We start from the raw sequence: 15,773 nt of genomic DNA, 5'->3' as shown, positions 1-15,773 counted from the left end.
AACTAATGCATGGTTTTCTTATTTTAAATAGCATGCGGACCTATAGAAGCCAGTGCTTTATACCTATTGTAATTGGCAATATAAGGCAGTTCTATTTTAGAATGATAAAGTCTAAAAAATAGGTAATAGGAAGACCTTGAAGTATTTATTAAAGAGCTAAAGGCAATTGTGTTTATCCATTTTAGGGAGCCAGATTAACAATGGGTCAGCTGTGGACCTAAATACCTTTAAACTATCTTAATCGATTGTTGTACAATCCAAGCTCTTCATAACAGGTTTTTCGAATAAGCATGGTTGGATTGGGAAATACAATTTACTAAATCAAGAAATTGTTTTAACCATTTGAGTGCAGTATAGGTTATTCATCCACCTGACTATATAAGTGTAATAACTTCTCTTGTGCACTATGTTGACCACTTCTTAATACTTTATAAGTTCCATCTGATTGCATTTCCCAGGCCGATTTATTATCTTTTAAATAATTTTTAAATATTTCGTTTTTAATTCTCTTGCGATTTTCTTCATCTAAGATAGGAAATAAAATTTCAATGCGATTATAAAGGTTACGCTCCATTAAATCAGCGCTTGAGCAATAGACATATTCTTTATCATCAGCCAGAAAATAATACACACGATGATGTTCTAAAAAACGTCCCAAAATAGAAATTACTCGTATGTTATCCGAGATGCCCGTTATATTGGGTTTTAAGCAGCATAAGCTTCGGACTATTAAATTAATTTTTACCCCTGCTTGTGAAGCTTTATAGAGGGTTTTAATCATAATTTTGTCAGTCAATCCGTTGACCTTTATATTAATTTCACTTTCTTTACCCGCTTTGGCCGCATCAATACATTCTTCAATGTGATTTAATAAATCTTTTTGCAGGGTAAATGGTGAATGGCAAAGAGCCTTAAGCTTAACTGCTCTACCTAAGCCTGTTAATTGCTGAAAGATAATTTGCGTGTCTGAAGTGATATTAGGATCGCTTGTTAGTAAACCAAAGTCAGTATAGAGCTTTGACGTTTGTTCATGATAATTACCTGTTCCTAAATGTACATATTGCTTTAACTTTCCATGGGTACGTCGAACGACTAACGTCATTTTTGCATGTGTTTTATAACCTACTACACCATAAAGGACCAATACACCTGCCTCATGCAGACGGTTTGCTAATTTTAAATTTGATTCTTCGTCAAATCGAGCTCGTAATTCAATAACTGTAGTCACTTCTTTGCCTGAACGTGCTGCTTCAACAAGTGCTTTAACCATTTGAGATTCAGAATGGGTACGATACAGTGTTTGTTTAATCGCTAAAACATTAGGATCAGCGGCAGCTTGCCTTACAAAATCGACTACCACCTCATAACTTTGATATGGATGGTGTAATAAAATATCTCGTTCATCTAAAACATTAAATAGATGACGTTTGCTTGTAATGCTGGGAGGGTATTGAGCTCTAAATGGTGGATAAAGTAAGTCGGGGCGATCTAGGCGATTAATTGCATTATAATAACGCTGTAAATTCACAGGGCCATCACAATAATAAGCATCTTCATGATGAAGGTGATGTTTTTGCAAAAGAAAATCGACAATTTTTTGCGGACAACTTTTATCAATTTCAAGGCGAACAACATGACCATAATGACGAGAAAAGAGTTCGCGTTGCACAGCAGCAGCTAAATCTTCGATTTCTTCCTCACGTAAAAAAAGATCACTATTTCTAGTTAGGCGAAAAGGATAGCAGCCCTTTATTTCCATACCTGGAAACAAACGATGCACATAAGTCTGAATAATTGATGAAAGATAGACCAAATAATTGCCACCGTCCACGCATAATTCAGAAGGTAAAGATATTATTCGGGGCAAAGAGCGTGGGACATGGATAACAGCATAATCAATGTTTCTGTCAAAGGCATCTTTTCCTTGTAGGGAAATAATAAAATTTAAGCTTTTATTAAATAAACGGGGAAAAGGGTGGGCTAAATCTAGTGCAATTGGACTGACGACAGGTAAGATCTCGTTTTTAAAATAGTGTCTTGCCCATAGGTAAATATCTTCCGTCCATTCTTCAACATCAAGCATATAAATGCGCTCTGCTCTTAGGGCAGGTAATAAGTGTTTATTAAAAGTTGCATAAATATCATCGGTAATAGTATGTGCTTGTTTACTAAGCTGACTAAATAAATCACTTATTCGTATACCATCGACAAATTTAGGTAAGGCGAGAACTAACTTTTCTTTTAGACCAGCCATACGAATTTCAAAGAATTCGTCCAGGTTCCCACTACAAATACATAAAAATCGTACTCTTTCTAATAAAGGAATACGCTCATCTTTCGCTAGTTGTAAAACGCGCTCATTAAATGCTAGCGCTGTAAATTCTCGATTGATGAAATAGTCTGGATTGTCCAACGTATTAGTCAATTTGTGCTCCCTGTCCATATCTTTAAACAGTCCGTTGTGAGAGACGACTATCGCAATCTAAATTCGTGACCATGTACCAGGTTATGCAGCGCTCCCAATTAGACGTTTCCCACACTGCAAATTATTAAGATTCCCTAACTCTTAACTTTTGAAAACTCATTTCAGAGTAAGTCTAAATAATTTTAATGTTAGGAAATTTAAGTTAAATGCTATAAAGCTTTAAATCGACTATTGCTCATACCTATATTATCACTATAGAGTAATGCAATTACTTAATGAGGCGCAAGAGCTCTAATGAACTAGGAAAAAACAAATACCGATAAAGGCAATAAATCCCCAAAACGGAGATAGCTGCAAGTAGGTTAAGGCTAAAAAAAATACAATGCTCATAATGACCATTGGTATTGAATAATAGGCATTTACAATACCTTGAGCGACAGAAAAAGCAGTAGCAGCAAGCAAGACTAAAGCCCCATATTGCACAGGCACCATTATTTTTTGAATAGTTGGCCCGCTATGCTGATTTAAAAACTGATAACCTATTGCTGCTAATATTAAGCCAGGTAAATTAATACTAATAACAGCAAATATTAGACCTAATATTCCTGCTGCTTTATAGCCAATCAGAGCTGATAATTTTACAGCCGTTAAGCCTGGAAATAAGAAACTTGAACCAAGCATATTTATAAATTCTTCATTACTTATCCAGTGGCGATAATCAACAGCCTCTACTTCAATTAATTTAAGCATTGAATTACCACCGCCAAGTGAGATAAGGCCAATCTTCCCAAAGCTCAATATTAAAGTTAATAATTTACTAATCATAATTAAGTTGATTTAAGAAAGTTACATAGTCGCAGGAAAACTCTTCTTTAAGCAAGAGGTGGCTTAGCTTTGATACTAGCGCATAGGAGCGGCCTTCTATTGATGCACTAAAATAAATTTGCTTGTTAATCGTTAAGCGTGATAGTTCTAATTTTATTGTGGGCGTACATGAAAATTTATAGATTAAGGCTGTTTTATCAACGTCAATTATTGTTCCATGTAACTTAAGTAAATTAAGTAAAGCGCCTATATCCAAAGATGAACAACCCGGTAGTGTTTGTTCAGCAGGAAGCGTCTTTAAACTAATTTTTTTTCCGAAACCATAGCAATGATCTTTTTGAGCTAATAAGGGTTTATAAAATAATTCTTCTCTGCGTTTTTTAATATTTAAATGCTTTTGCGGCAATAAATAGTAACTATCATAACGTTCTTTAATTTGAACATGAGCAAGGTTTAGAATAGTAGAATCTAAACTGTATAAAGTAATTATCTTATCTTCGGGCCAAAAGTACCGCATTTCCCAACGAATGAGATCATGCGCTCTTGCTGATAATTGGTCCACAGCAAATGGTTTATCTAAGTTAACTTCAAAATTCCAGACGAGTCGTTTATTCATATTTAATACAACTTAGAGAAACTATTTACGCTATTGTATTTACCTAAATAAGGCAAGTTTTATAAAGAAAAACGTAAAAAATAATTTTAATTAGTAATTTGTTCACTCTGTTATAAATATGTTAATTATGCCTAGCTTAGAGAAAAATTAATTAATTCATAATCATTTAGATCGTATATAAGGGAGTATATAGTGCTTAGTTTTCCTGGTAGGATCTGTCTATTGCATTGAGACAAGGAAGGAGTAGAAATGGCCATACTTTTATTTTTCATTTATTTGGTTTTTACCTTATTAGTTCTTTATCATGGTCTAAAATCGCCCACCTGGGAGATAGGTAGTATTGTCTATCTTGCAATTGCTACATTTATTGTTGGCATGCCTTGGATTATTGCTCTCATTTTATGGGTCATTATATTAGCTATCATTGCAATAATGTATTTACCTGCAATTCGAGCTCAAATCACAAATCAGTTATATCAAAGAGCAGCTAAATCTATTCCTAAACTTTCTAAGACAGAAGAAGAAGCCTTAAATGCAGGCGATACATGGCTTGAGCAAGATATATTTATAGGGGAGCCTAATTGGTCAAAACTTTCCGAGCCTTTACCAGAACTTACGGCAGAGGAACAAGCCTTTTTAGATAATGAAACCCAAACCTTATGTAATATGATTGATGATTGGGTTATAGCGCAGGAACGAGATTTGCCTAAAGCAGTATGGTCTTATATTAAAGAAAATGGTTTTTTAGGTTTGGTTATTTCTAAAGAATATGGTGGGAAAGGGTTTTCTGCACGTGCCCATTCAGAAATTGTACTGAAAATTGCGAGCCGTTCAGCTGCAGTTGCTGTAACGGTGATGGTTCCTAACTCCTTAGGCCCTGGTGAATTGTTACATTATTATGGCACTGAAGAGCAAAAAACACGTTATTTACCAAATTTGGCTAAAGGCGTGGATATTCCTTGTTTCGCCCTAACTGAGCCAGATGCAGGTAGCGATGCAACGTCAATTCAATCAGAAGCAATTGTTACTAAAAAAATGATTAATAAAGAAGAAATTTTAGGTTTAACAATTAATTTAAATAAACGTTGGATTACCTTAGCACCCATTGCCACTTTAATAGGGCTAGCTGTTAATTTAAAAGATCCTGAAGGTCTACTAAATGGTATTGGCCAAGAAGGTATTACCTGTTTGTTAATTCCACGCGACACTGAGAATTTAGAAATAGGTAATCGACATCTACCAGCTGATCAACCCTTTATGAATGGTACTATTCGGGGAGAAAATATTTTTGTCCCTATTAACTCAATAATTGGTGGTCAAGAAAAAGCAGGGCAGGGCTGGCAAATGCTAGTTGAGTGCTTATCGATAGGCCGCTCGATCTCCTTACCAGCGCTTGCAGCTGCTTCTTCTTCGGTATCTTATATTACAACAAGTGCTTTTGCCCGTATCCGGCGTCAATTTAAAGTAGAAATTGGGCAATTTGAAGGTATTGAGGAAAAGTTAGCTGAGATTGGGGGAATTAATTATTTAATTAATGCAACCAGATTACTGACAGTTGAGGCAGTAAATCAGCATAAAAAACCTTCTGTTGCTTCTGCCATTACTAAATATTTTAATACGGAATTTGGCCGTATTGCTGTTAATAATGCCATGGATATCCACGCAGGACGCGCAGTTGTTACAGGCCCGCGTAATTATCTTATTAATCATTATGCAAGTATCCCTATTTCTATTACAGTCGAAGGGGCCAATATTATGTCCAGAAATTTACTTATTTTTGGCCAAGGCTCTATGGCTTGTCATCCTTTTATAAGAGAGGAATTTTATGCTATCTCACACAACAACAGAGAAGCTTTTGATAAACTACTCTGGCAACATATTTACTATTTTATGCGTAATTTTGCCAAAACAATTTGCTCAGCTTGGACAGGCGGGATTTTTATTAGTGCACCTGCAAATCCTTTAAAAAGAAATTACCAATATATAGCTCGCTTAAGTCATGCTTTTGCTTGGCTAGCTGATTTGTCGTTAATTTATTTGGGAGGTGATTTAAAAAGAAAGGAACGATTATCAGCGCGGTTAGCTGATGCTATGTCCTATCTTTATATGGCAATGGCTGCACTGCGTTTTTATCATCATAATAATCAACATGCTGATTTAGAAGTACATGCCAGGTGGGCTGTTACTTACTGTTTGTTTAATGCTCAGAAAGCCATGATACTCTTCTGTGATAATTTTCCTTCACGAATTTTAGGTGGCTTAATGCGCTTTTTTGCTTTTCCTTTTGGCCAATCTATTGCCTGCCCGCGTGATGATCTTGATCATCGTTTAGCCCGCTTAATGAGTAAAAATAATGCTTATCGCGATATATTAAAAAAATGGATTTATTTGAGTGACGATCCTACGCAGGCCGTTGATAAAATGGAACATACATTACAGTTAATAATAGCCAATGCAGATCTCTATGCTAAAGTTCCTGACTTAAAGCGCTATTCATTTGGCGATCTAAAATTGAAATTAACTGAAAAAGTTAATAAAGGCGAACTTAGCCAGCAAGAAATGGATGCTATAGTTGCCGTAGAGCGGGCCAGATGGGATGCTATTCAGGTTGATGAGTTTAAAGCTGACTCAATGAAGTCTAAGACGTTCAAATCCGTTGCCGATTCTCTACCTAATCCTTTAGATTAGCTTAACGTGAATTCTACATAAAAGATATCAAGTATTTTCTATGTAGAATTTGTCTATTTTTGATCTAGAGCCCGTATAAATGCTTCACATTTTACGGAATAACGTTCGTTTAGCGACCCAAAAGAGACTGCATCTCTTTTATGTCGAACTCACGTTAATTTACATCTTTTTAACAGCTGTATTTTTAAATGGGGCCCACTAGAAGACACCATTTTGTTATAATATTGAAATAAATTTTTAAATATTAATTTTTTTGTTTAAGATTATAGCTAAACTGATTAATTAAATCTTAATACTTTAACAGGTGATTTATATGAGCGATTATCTTCGTGCACCTAATAAAGAAGCCATACTAAAGGCTCTTGAAGTAGCTAGCTTAACGCCAGAGGCAGCTAACTATTTATGTAAGCGTTTATCCGAAACCCTTAGTCAGGTAAATATCGCAGCAAGTGATGAAGTGATAAAAAGGGTGGATAGGTTTGGAAAAAATATAGAACTTAGATATGGCCAACGCTCAGATCCTTGGCAAGGTAGACCTGATGTTATTAAAACTGACTTTCAAAATGCTCAACATAATATGGGTATTTCTCTTTTAGAAGAGCTTAGTCCAGAATCATTAGCGAGTGGTAATCTGCATATGGATTTTGCTATAAGCGATGACGCTCAACTATTGCGAGCATTTTCTTTAAATGGTGAGCCGCTAGACCCTGAAGCCGCTACAGCGATTGATACTTTATTTAATGGCTGGCTTGCTGAAAATGAAATGGTTAGTAAAGACAGTGTGATTTATGAGTCAGACAGCGATGGTCGAATAAAAGAGAATAAAAATGGCCAGTCTACTAAAGCAAATGCAGAGAGGGTTAAACAGTTAATCGTCGATAGAGATAATGGGTTTGCTCCTTATCTAGATGATAAATTTAAAAATCATACGACACATGAGGTAACTGCCTCAGTTCAGCAGCATGCATATCCAGAACAACCTCGGGTTGTCGAGCAACCAGTTGAGCCTGTTAGTACTACGCAAACTCCCGAGACAAGAACTCCGGAGCCTACGCCTACAGCTGCTGAAGCCCCGGCTACTGTTGAGCCAGAAACACCAGAGATAACGAATCCAACCACGCCTACCTAATTGCCTAGAATTATCTAGGTTGGCGTGCTTTATGGATATTTAAGCAATGAGGCATGTTTTTGTTTGCAATCTAAGATCGCCTAATTGTTTTGGTGAGCCAATGTCAGTCCAAGTCCCTTCGTAAATTAAGCCGCTTATTTTCTGTTGAGCCGTAAGTTCGCGTAGCAAAGGGACTAGTGAATAACGGCCAATAGGGCATTGATGAAATACCTCAGGCCGGTAGTAAGTAATGCCGGCAAATGTATACTTGCTTTCATTTGTCAATCGCAAGCCATCTAAGCCAAAATCTCCTTTAAGATTATGCGCCGGATTGGAAACCAAGACGACATTCGCTAGAAAATTTGGTAGGCAATTTAAAGAGGTAAAGTCGAAATCGGTGTAAATGTCTCCGTTAAGTACTAGAAATGGTTCTTGGCCAAGGAGTGGTAAAGCATTAACAATTCCGCCCCCTGTTTCCAAGCCTCCAGGCGGCTCTGGTGAATAACAAATCTCAATATTCCATCGTCTACCGTCACCGAGATGTTGTCGTATTTGCCCACCTAAATACGCGTGATTAATAACAATACGCTTAAAGCCAGAGCGAGCTAAATTAGTTACCTGATGTTCTATAAGAGGCTTCCCATAAATTTGACACATCGCTTTAGGAATAAAATTTGTTAGAGGTTTAAGCCGCTCGCCTCGACCTGCAGCCAAAATCATTGCAGTTTTCATGGTAACTGGATCCTTTTTTGTATAAAACAGTAAAACGCCTCTAGTTCTTTATAGCTCTCTAGACAGGCAGTTACATAATGCAGAGTAAGTGGTAAATCTTGTATATAATTAGGTTTTTTGTCACGCAAATATAAACGACAAAAAATACCTAGGATTTTCAAGTGACGCTGTAGCCCACATAAATCAAAAGCACGTACAAAAGAAGGAAAATCCCATTGTTTTACATGAGATGATTGCTTGTAAAAGACAGTTAGCCATCGCTTTATTTGTTCTCGCGGTAACTGAATATAGCAGTCCTTAAGCAGCGATACTAAATCATAAGTAACAGGTCCTTGCATTGCATCTTGAAAATCAATAAGAGCTAGTTGATAGTTAAATGCGGCACCCGGAAGCATAATATTTCTTGAATGGTAATCACGGTGAATAATTACGCTAGGTTGTTTTTCAATTTCATCTATCAACCAATTAAAGGTGATATCGATTAAATTTTTTTCCTCTGGAGTAAGCGTTAATTTTAAATAGGCATCTAGAAACCACTGAGTAAATACATTTAATTCACCTAGCATAAAGTTACGATCAAAATGGGGAAATTGATGCCCGCTTTCTAAAGGACATTGCTGCAATAACAGTAATGTTGCGATTGCAGATCTATATAAAGAATCTGCCGTATTAGTAGATACCTGATTCAAGAGTGAGGTATCGCCAAAATCATCTAAAAGAGCAAATCCTGCTAATTTATTGACAGCATAAACTTTCGGTGTTAGTAATCCATGAGCACGAAAAAAATCGGCAATTTCAATAAAGGATTTTAAATTTTCTTTTTCTGGCGGGGCATCCATGACAATGTGAGAGTTACCTGCAAAATTTAAACGATAATATTGCCTAAAACTAGCATCGCCAGTTAAAAGAGATAAAGAAAATTCAGTTGAACCAAAGACTTGTATTAACCAATCGCTCAGTGCCTTTTGGCGGCTATGCATGCTATACTCCCTAACCTTTTTTGTTTAAAAGGGTAATTGCGGATATGACAAATTATCAAGCGCGCTGTGCTTACAGGTATTTAATAATATGACTATTGCTCTTAAGTTTACCCTTTTAAAAACAAACAGAAAGAGACTAAATTGTATTCTTTTTACTATTACATTTGTAGGTATTTTAAGTTTAGCCGGTTTCTATTTTAAAAATGCAAGCGCATCCGCAATATTAATAGAGCCTATAGAAGCTTGTGTATTACCACGAGACACTTATTTAAGTAGTGCTATCAGAGCTAATTTTGCCCAATGTTTAGGATGGCAGGAAGGTCCTTCCTATTCTAGATGTCAGGGTAGCTATTTACCGCTTGATGTAGAACCCTTAGCAAGAGACGATGAAATCCAAATATTTGCTAATAAAATGTCACTTTATAACGCAGGTCGTTCTGAGCTAAGGGGTAATATTGAAGTACGGCAAACTAATAGAATACTTAATGCCCAAACAGCCTATATTTATCGAGATGCTAAAACTAATCAAGTAACTGATATTGAATTACTTGGCGTTGTTAGATATCAAGAGCCGGGCCGATTAATGATCGCTAGGAAAGTAACAATAAATCCACAAACAAAATCAGGAAAAGCGGAAGATGTCTTATACCGTTTTAATTCAGTTCGCCGTGGCGCAGCATTACCTGCTTGGGGTCGGGCTGGCTTAATTGAGCGCTTTCCAAATAAAGATTATTTTCTAGCAAAAGCAACCTATAGTACATGCGCGCCACAAGACAATGCTTGGCATCTAGAAGCAAAAAAGATTAATTTAGATGATGCTAATTCTGTTGGAGTTGCACGTGATGCTCGTTTATTAATTGGCGATATTCCTATTTTTTATACGCCATATATAAGTTTTCCAACCTCTAAAGAAAGGAAATCAGGCTTTTTATGGCCAACTATCGGAAGTACAAATATAGGTGGCCTTGATTTTTCTATCCCTTATTATTGGAATATCGCTCCTAATTATGATGCAACATTTTATCCGCATTTATATACACGGCGCGGTGTTATGCTAGGGGAGCAATTTCGTTACTTAACAGCAAGTTCAACTGGAACTATTTATGCAAGTTTTTTACCGCATGATCGAGCTTATATCGACTTTATTCGGAATAATGAAGATAGATTTCCACAACTGCGAGGCTCATCAACAGATAGATGGTCGTTACAATTTCAGGATATGACATATTTTACTCCAAACTTGCGGTTACGTATTAATGCACAACAAGTTTCTGATGACTATTATTTACAAGATTTTAGTAGTAACTTAGCTTTGCTTACTGAAAGGCAATTAATGCGAGAAGGAGAATTAACTTATACCTTTAATAATTGGGTTTTTCGCGGCTTAATACAATCTTATCAAACGCTGCAGCCAATTAATTTAACACCCGTAAATGATATTTATCAGCGATTACCTCAACTTTCGGCGCGTGGCTCTTATGACAATTTACCTTTAAACGGGAATTTTTTCCTAATGGCTCAATATGATAATTTTCGTTGGCCAAATAGCTTAATAAGTATGCCTGAAGGTCCGCGTTATTATTTAAACCCCGTTTTATCCTTACCTCAGTCACGACCATGGGGATATATCACGCCTGGTTTTGAGCTGGTGCAAAATGCCTATGATGTTAGGCATAATGACCCACTTCCTAATTCGCATTATAGTAATACTATTCCGCGTTACAGTCTTGATAGTGGTTTATTTTTTGATAGGCCTACTCAAATTATGGGAGAAAGCTTTAATCAAACTCTAGAGCCTCGTCTTTTTTATTTATATGTCCCTTATCATAATCAAAGAAGAATTCCTGTCTATGATTCAGCTTATCCTATTTTTAATTTTGATCAGTTATTTCGTGTAAACCGATTCTCCGGCTTTGATAGAATTGGCGATGCAAATCAGCTCTCTTATGCAATAACAACGCGTTGGATATCTGATGTTACAGGGACAGAAAAAGCACGATTTTCAATAGGGCAAAGTTATTATTTTTCCCCAAGACGAGTTCAATTATGCCATAACTTACTTGAGGATTGTTATGATAGTCCTTTGTCATTAGGATATGTGTCGCCTTTTCCCCATAAATCGCCGATTGCTTCACGCTTTTCATATAATTTTAATCCGGCCATCACAATGGTAGGCGATTATGTATGGGATGTTAATACTCATGCTACTAATAATGGACATTTAGATCTAAGTTACCAACCTGGGCCTAATGAAATAGTAAGCTTAGGTTATACCTACTTGACTAATGGGGATATTACCTACATTAATAATGATCTTGATGTAAACCCTCTGCATCAAGTTACCTTTTCCTATGCTTGGCCTTTTAATGAACGATGGAGCACACTTGGCGCTTATAACTTTAATATTAGTAAAGGCTATGAAATGATGTCTTTTTTGGGCGTTCAGTACGATAGTTGTTGTTGGGCAGTAAGATTAGTTGGTGGAAGAACATTTAAAAATTTAAGCCAACAGTCGTCACCACGTTATAATAATAATATTTATTTACAAGTATTACTAAAAGGACTTGGCTCACTGGGTAATAGCGCGCCAACGAGTATTATCCGTACATTTTTGCCAAGTTATGTAGATAGTTTTCATCGCTAGCTATTTAAGGTATAAAGTTGCTAGGAATTTATACCCTTAAAGTCAATTTGCTTGTATTTTGGGTATAAATCGCCTAAATTGCCGCTCTAAAACAAAATGAGGAATATCGCATGCTAAAGCGTATTGCATTTTTGCTACTGTTGTTACCTGCATTTACGTTTGCTGAACCTTTAGATCGTGTTGTTGCGATAGTAAACGATAGTGTTATTACTGCTAGTGAGTTAAATACTCAAGTAGAAACACTGCGTCAACAAATGCTCGCTAAGAAGGTAGAGCTTCCTTCAGAGAATGTTTTAAAAAAACAAGTTCTCCAGCATTTAATTAATATTGACTTGCAGTTACAGTTGGCGAAACAACACAACATTACAGTTGATAATGCTGAATTAAATGATGCAATTTCTAAAATTGCCGAGCAAAACAGCTTGTCATTATCTCAATTAAGAGAAGCAGTGCAGCAACAAGGTCTGACTTGGCAACGTTATCGTGAAAATCTGCGTAAAGAGATTATTATAGCGCGCTTACAGCAAAAAGCTGTTGGTAAAGACATTAGAGTAACGCCTGAGCAAGTTGAGAATTACCTAAAATCAGGTGCTTATCAAGATAAAACAAAATTTACTTATCACCTACAAAATATTGTAATTCCTCTACCGGAAGAACCTACCTCTGCTGAGCTTAAAAAAGCGCAAGAGAAGGCTAATGAAGTATTGGCCAAATTACAAAAAGGTGCTGATTTTAATCATATTGCTACAGAAGAATCAAATAACGGATTTATTTTAGAAAGTGACGATTTGGGCGATAGATATTTAGCACAATTACCTGAGCTCTTCGCTAAAGAAGTTATAAAAATGAAAACCGGGCAAGTTGCAGGCCCACTACGAGCAGGTAATGGATATCAAATTATTAAATTAGTAGCTATCGGAGGTAAAAATGAAAAACATGAGGTTGTAAAAACGCATGTTCGTCATATTTTAATAAAGCCAGACAATAGCATGACTGCAGAAGAAGCAAAACGTCAAGCCAATAATCTCTACCAACAATTAAAATCAGGAAAAGATTTTACAGAAATGGCTAAGCAATATTCACTTGATATAGTAAGTGCAGCAAAAGGTGGCGATTTAGGATGGGTTACTGCAGGAGAATTAGTTCCACAATTTGAAAAAGCCATGAACTCTTTACCACTGCATAAAATTAGTAAACCTGTTAAATCGACGTTTGGTTGGCACATTATTGAAGTACTCGAGCGTAAACGCGTTGATGATTCAGCTACTTTCCAACGTCAGCAAGTGATGCAATTTTTACAGCAGCGTAAATTTAGTGAAGCTGTCCAAAATTGGCAGCAACATTTAAGGACAAATGCTTATGTTAAAATTCTTGATAAGGAATTAGTATGATAAAGCCACTGTTGATAAGCAGTGGTGAACCAGCCGGTATCGGTCCAGATATTTGCCTTGCTCTTGCTAAGCTTAATCTGCCCATTGTTGTCTTAGCTGATAAAAAAGTGCTACAAGATCGGGCTGAAAAACTTCAATTAACCATCAATTTTATTGATTATGTAGAGGCAAATAATTTTAGTACTAAACCTGATAGTTTAGTTGTCCTTTCGATTCCATGTACCCAAGCAGTTGAAGCAGGAAAATTAAATCCGGCGAATGCAGACTATGTTATTCGTATGTTAACGGTAGGCGCAAGCTATTGTTTGGAAAAGAAATTTTCTGCTCTGGTTACAGCGCCTGTACATAAAGCAGTTATTAATGATGCTGGTATTCCTTTTACCGGACATACTGAATTTTTGGCTCATTATTGTGATGTAGATACGGTCGTTATGATGTTGGCTTGCCCAACAATGAAAGTTGCGCTAGTAACAACACATTTACCACTTAAAGAAGTTCCCAATGCAATAACTGAAAATCTACTTTGTAATGTATTGCAACAACTACAAGAGTCTTTAAAAAAGGATTTTGGTATCAAAAATCCGCGTATCTGGGTTGCAGGTTTAAATCCACATGCAGGTGAGGGAGGATATTTAGGTCACGAGGAATTAGATATTATTATTCCAACCTTAAATATATTAAAAGAGCAAGGCATGGATGTGCAAGGCCCTTTTCCAGCTGATACTATGTTTGTTCCACACAACACAAGCAAAGTAGATGCCTTTGTTGCTATGTATCATGATCAAGGTTTACCTGTACTAAAGTATGCAGGCTTTGGACAAGCAGTCAATATTACTTTGGGCTTACCTATTATTCGTACTTCTGTTGATCATGGAACAGCGCTTGAGCTAGCTGGAACTGGACGGGCTAACGCAGCAAGCCTAATTGCTGCTGTTAAAACCGCACTATTTATGTCAGAACAAAGGGCTAAGAAATATGCCTAAATTTAGTTTAGTCGCGGCAATTGATGAAAATTATGGTTTAGGAAAAGATAATCAATTACTTTGTCATTTGCCAGCCGATTTAAAGCATTTCAAACAGTTGACGATGGGTAAACCTATTATAATGGGTAAAAAAACTTATCAATCCATTGGAAAACCTCTACCTGGGCGCCAAAACATTGTATTGACTACGCAACCTTTGCAAATTGACGGGGTAGATATTGCCTGTTCATTAAAGCATGCAATTGCATTAGCAGGTGATGCGCCAGAAGTAATGATTATTGGTGGTGCAACTATTTTTGAACAATTTTTACCTCTCGCTAGTCAAATTTATTTAACAATGATTCATCATCAGTTTGACGCTGATGTTTTTTTCCCTAAATTCGATCTAGCGGTCTGGCATTGTATTCAAACACAATACCAACCGCATGATGATAAAAATCCTTATGATATGACGTTTTACCAATATAAGCGCTCTAATAATATTCAGTAACAATCACTTGACTTGGTGTATGGCCATGAGTATGACTATTAGGATTATGGCCGTGGATACGTTGATTTACCCTTCCATTTCCTAATGTTTGGAAAATATTTAGAATAATTTCTTGACCAGCATATGAAATATTACAGTGATTATAGCCTGGCCAAGTTTTACCTGGCTGCTTACTGCCTCGATAAAGGGCCTGACATAAAAACAACGGTTTTCCATTTGTATCCCGTCCTATTTTAACAGGACTTCTTGTGTTTCTCTGCCAAGAGGTATTGGTAAAGAGATTACGTGGCGGAACTTTAAAATCATTAACAATATATTCTTTACCACCGTAAGCAATATTGCAGCGACCATAACCAACCCAAGTTTTACCTGGCTGAATACTATTAAAAAGATTTGCAATACATAAATACAATGCTTTCCCATCTATATCAGTACCAATCCTAACCGCCTGTTCTAAAGTAGGAGAATCTGTATGACCATGAACGTGCGGTGGCATAGACCAACCTACTTGTATTCCTAAAGCAAGAAATAAAATAGAAAGAGTTCGCATAATAAAGCTCCATTGTTGCTAATAAAATAACCACTGAGCTTATCGTAAGCACAAGAAAAGTGCAAATATGAAAAAAAGCAACCATCAATTTATAAATAGAATGAGCAAGTTATATTTATTGTTTTTAACGACATAGAATATTTTATTTATTTTTGTACAAAATTAATGCAAAAATTTAAAACTATGTTATAATAAAAATCGTCCAAAAAGCCTAAGAAAAATTCATGTTGTTAAATAGTTTTCTGTTTAGGAAAATAAATCGGAAATAATTGAGAAAAAAAGGAAAAAAGTATTTGACAAGGAGGTGCAGATGAGTAGAATACGCATCACGCCTTCGGGGC

12 protein-coding genes are annotated in these 15,773 nt (G+C 36.2%); 6 read left to right on the top strand and 6 right to left on the bottom strand.

Annotated elements, in window-relative coordinates; translation table 11 throughout:
- Positions 1 to 358 precede the first annotated feature (358 nt).
- The 3 genes from ppk1 to ACQUW5_RS09385 form a co-directional block, all read right to left on the bottom strand.
- Complete coding sequence (gene ppk1, locus ACQUW5_RS09395) at positions 359 to 2,443, bottom strand: polyphosphate kinase 1 (RefSeq protein WP_444990983.1); 2,085 nt, start codon at positions 2,441 to 2,443, stop codon at positions 359 to 361.
- 273 nt (positions 2,444 to 2,716) lie between these two features.
- A complete protein-coding gene (locus tag ACQUW5_RS09390; RefSeq protein WP_444990982.1) occupies positions 2,717 to 3,250 on the bottom strand; it encodes a chromate transporter in 534 nt (177 codons plus the stop codon).
- The gene (locus ACQUW5_RS09385) at positions 3,243 to 3,866 is read right to left on the bottom strand and encodes a hypothetical protein (RefSeq protein WP_444990981.1); all 624 of its coding nucleotides are present in this window, start codon (positions 3,864 to 3,866) and stop codon (positions 3,243 to 3,245) included. Before ACQUW5_RS09385 ends, ACQUW5_RS09390 begins: the two co-directional genes overlap by 8 nt.
- Before the next feature lie 249 nt (positions 3,867 to 4,115).
- On the opposite strand from ACQUW5_RS09385, the gene ACQUW5_RS09380 reads away from it, so the two are divergent.
- Positions 4,116 to 6,554, top strand: coding sequence for an acyl-CoA dehydrogenase (locus ACQUW5_RS09380; RefSeq protein WP_444990980.1), 2,439 nt, complete (start codon positions 4,116 to 4,118; stop codon positions 6,552 to 6,554).
- Between the two features lie 313 nt (positions 6,555 to 6,867).
- Positions 6,868 to 7,683 (top strand): hypothetical protein, encoded by an 816-nt coding sequence (locus ACQUW5_RS09375; RefSeq protein ID WP_444990979.1) that lies wholly within the window; start codon positions 6,868 to 6,870, stop codon positions 7,681 to 7,683.
- A 39-nt stretch (positions 7,684 to 7,722) separates the two neighbouring features.
- On the opposite strand, the gene murU is transcribed toward ACQUW5_RS09375, so the two are convergent.
- A complete protein-coding gene (gene murU / locus ACQUW5_RS09370; RefSeq protein WP_444990978.1) occupies positions 7,723 to 8,394 on the bottom strand; it encodes an N-acetylmuramate alpha-1-phosphate uridylyltransferase MurU in 672 nt (223 codons plus the stop codon).
- Positions 8,391 to 9,374 (bottom strand): aminoglycoside phosphotransferase family protein, encoded by a 984-nt coding sequence (locus tag ACQUW5_RS09365; RefSeq protein ID WP_444990977.1) that lies wholly within the window; start codon positions 9,372 to 9,374, stop codon positions 8,391 to 8,393. The genes murU and ACQUW5_RS09365 overlap by 4 nt, the downstream gene beginning before the upstream one ends.
- Before the next feature lie 88 nt (positions 9,375 to 9,462).
- Between ACQUW5_RS09365 and ACQUW5_RS09360 the strand changes: the two genes are divergently transcribed.
- The 4 genes from ACQUW5_RS09360 to ACQUW5_RS09345 all read left to right on the top strand — a co-directional run bounded on the left by ACQUW5_RS09360 (position 9,463) and on the right by ACQUW5_RS09345 (position 14,882).
- Positions 9,463 to 12,018 (top strand): LPS-assembly protein LptD, encoded by a 2,556-nt coding sequence (locus ACQUW5_RS09360; RefSeq protein WP_444990976.1) that lies wholly within the window; start codon positions 9,463 to 9,465, stop codon positions 12,016 to 12,018.
- Positions 12,019 to 12,128: 110 nt separating this feature from the next.
- A complete protein-coding gene (locus ACQUW5_RS09355; RefSeq protein WP_444990975.1) occupies positions 12,129 to 13,409 on the top strand; it encodes a peptidylprolyl isomerase in 1,281 nt (426 codons plus the stop codon).
- On the top strand, positions 13,409 to 14,392 hold the full coding sequence (pdxA, locus tag ACQUW5_RS09350; RefSeq protein ID WP_444991092.1) for a 4-hydroxythreonine-4-phosphate dehydrogenase PdxA: 984 nt from the start codon (positions 13,409 to 13,411) through the stop codon (positions 14,390 to 14,392). The genes ACQUW5_RS09355 and pdxA overlap by 1 nt, the downstream gene beginning before the upstream one ends.
- Positions 14,385 to 14,882: a dihydrofolate reductase gene (locus tag ACQUW5_RS09345; RefSeq protein ID WP_444990974.1), complete on the top strand. Its 498-nt coding sequence runs from the start codon at positions 14,385 to 14,387 to the stop codon at positions 14,880 to 14,882. The genes pdxA and ACQUW5_RS09345 overlap by 8 nt, the downstream gene beginning before the upstream one ends.
- Here ACQUW5_RS09345 and ACQUW5_RS09340 read toward each other — a convergent pair.
- Positions 14,866 to 15,432, bottom strand: a complete 567-nt coding sequence (locus tag ACQUW5_RS09340; protein WP_444990973.1) for a DUF3421 domain-containing protein — start codon at positions 15,430 to 15,432, stop codon at positions 14,866 to 14,868. The genes ACQUW5_RS09345 and ACQUW5_RS09340 overlap by 17 nt on opposite strands.
- Between the last annotated feature and the right edge of the window lie 341 nt (positions 15,433 to 15,773).

The organism is Legionella pelazae (assembly GCF_052527395.1).
This window is presented reverse-complemented; position numbering and strand designations above follow the sequence as displayed.

What these genes read in the sequence shown, in the direction of transcription:
- ACQUW5_RS09365 (WP_444990977.1), bottom strand. Translation starts at nt 9,374, where the DNA reads ATGCATAGCCGCCAAAAGGCACTGAGCGATTGGTTAATACAAGTCTTT.
- murU (WP_444990978.1), bottom strand. Translation starts at nt 8,394, where the DNA reads ATGAAAACTGCAATGATTTTGGCTGCAGGTCGAGGCGAGCGGCTTAAA.
- ACQUW5_RS09375 (WP_444990979.1), top strand. Translation starts at nt 6,868, where the DNA reads ATGAGCGATTATCTTCGTGCACCTAATAAAGAAGCCATACTAAAGGCT.
- ACQUW5_RS09340 (WP_444990973.1), bottom strand. Translation starts at nt 15,432, where the DNA reads ATGCGAACTCTTTCTATTTTATTTCTTGCTTTAGGAATACAAGTAGGT.
- ppk1 (WP_444990983.1), bottom strand. Translation starts at nt 2,443, where the DNA reads ATGGACAGGGAGCACAAATTGACTAATACGTTGGACAATCCAGACTAT.
- ACQUW5_RS09345 (WP_444990974.1), top strand. Translation starts at nt 14,385, where the DNA reads ATGCCTAAATTTAGTTTAGTCGCGGCAATTGATGAAAATTATGGTTTA.
- ACQUW5_RS09390 (WP_444990982.1), bottom strand. Translation starts at nt 3,250, where the DNA reads ATGATTAGTAAATTATTAACTTTAATATTGAGCTTTGGGAAGATTGGC.
- ACQUW5_RS09380 (WP_444990980.1), top strand. Translation starts at nt 4,116, where the DNA reads ATGGCCATACTTTTATTTTTCATTTATTTGGTTTTTACCTTATTAGTT.
- ACQUW5_RS09385 (WP_444990981.1), bottom strand. Translation starts at nt 3,866, where the DNA reads ATGAATAAACGACTCGTCTGGAATTTTGAAGTTAACTTAGATAAACCA.
- ACQUW5_RS09360 (WP_444990976.1), top strand. Translation starts at nt 9,463, where the DNA reads ATGACTATTGCTCTTAAGTTTACCCTTTTAAAAACAAACAGAAAGAGA.
- ACQUW5_RS09355 (WP_444990975.1), top strand. Translation starts at nt 12,129, where the DNA reads ATGCTAAAGCGTATTGCATTTTTGCTACTGTTGTTACCTGCATTTACG.